The organism is Sulfitobacter sp. UBA4523, from assembly GCF_002388305.1.
Lineage (GTDB): Bacteria > Pseudomonadota > Alphaproteobacteria > Rhodobacterales > Rhodobacteraceae > Sulfitobacter > Sulfitobacter pontiacus.
Genome location: NZ_DGMH01000068.1, coordinates 1 through 758, shown reverse-complemented (window position 1 = coordinate 758; position 758 = coordinate 1). Strand labels below are relative to the sequence as shown.

The 758-nt window shown below is 56.1% G+C and carries 2 protein-coding genes and 1 pseudogene; all 3 read right to left on the bottom strand.

Annotated features, from left to right (window positions below):
* On the bottom strand, positions 1 to 262 hold a 262-nt coding region (gene rpsH, locus B3849_RS16610), incomplete at its 3' end, for a 30S ribosomal protein S8 (RefSeq protein WP_286780450.1).
* A 12-nt stretch (positions 263 to 274) separates the two neighbouring features.
* Entirely contained in the window at positions 275 to 580 is a 306-nt protein-coding gene (gene rpsN, locus B3849_RS16605; protein ID WP_005849808.1) for a 30S ribosomal protein S14, read from the bottom strand.
* Positions 581 to 599: 19 nt separating this feature from the next.
* Positions 600 to 758 (bottom strand): annotated as a pseudogene (locus tag B3849_RS16600) (50S ribosomal protein L5); the annotation flags it as partial.

Genomic DNA, 758 nt, shown 5'->3' with positions numbered 1-758 from the left:
CCATGTAGACGCGGCGACCGGGCTTGGAAACCCGCTTCAGCTCGCGAATAACAGGTTCGCCCTCGTAGTACTTGAGGCTGATTTCAATCGCGGGGTGGCCATCGGCGCCCGTTTTTGCTTCGTAGCCACGGATGTAGCCTTCGTCCGCAAGCACGTCCAGAACCCATGCACGCAGCTTGGAAGCTGGTGTCATGACGGTGGATTTGCCGCGCAGCGAAGAGTTACGGATGCGTGTCAGCATATCTGCGATAGGATCGTTCATCTGATGCGCTCCTTACCAGCTCGACTTGACCATGCCGGGGATTTGGCCCGAAGAGCCAAGGTCCCGCAGCGCGATCCGCGAAATTTTCAGTTTACGGTAGTAAGCGTGTGGACGGCCTGTCAGCTGGCAGCGGTTGTGCAGACGCACAGCGCTGGAGTTGCGAGGCAGTTTTGCCAGCTTCAGGGAGGCGCGGAAACGCTCTTCCATCGGCTTGGATTCGTCGCTTACGATCTCTTTCAAGGCAGCGCGCTTGGCAGCGTACTTCTTGACCAGTGCTTCGCGCTTCTTTTCGCGCTCGATCATGGATTTCTTAGCCATATCTAAATCCTCCCCGCGCTTACGATGTGAAGGGCATGTTGAACGCTTTCAACAGTGCCTTCGCTTCAGCGTCGGTTTTCGCCGTGGTGGCGATCACGATGTCCATTCCCCAAGTCTCATCAACTTTATCAAAGTCGATTTCGGGGAACACGATGTGCTCTTTCAAGCCCATGGCGTA

Excerpts from the sequence above, each read along its gene's own strand:
- rpsN (WP_005849808.1), bottom strand. The coding sequence starts at position 580 with ATGGCTAAGAAATCCATGATCGAGCGCGAAAAGAAGCGCGAAGCACTG.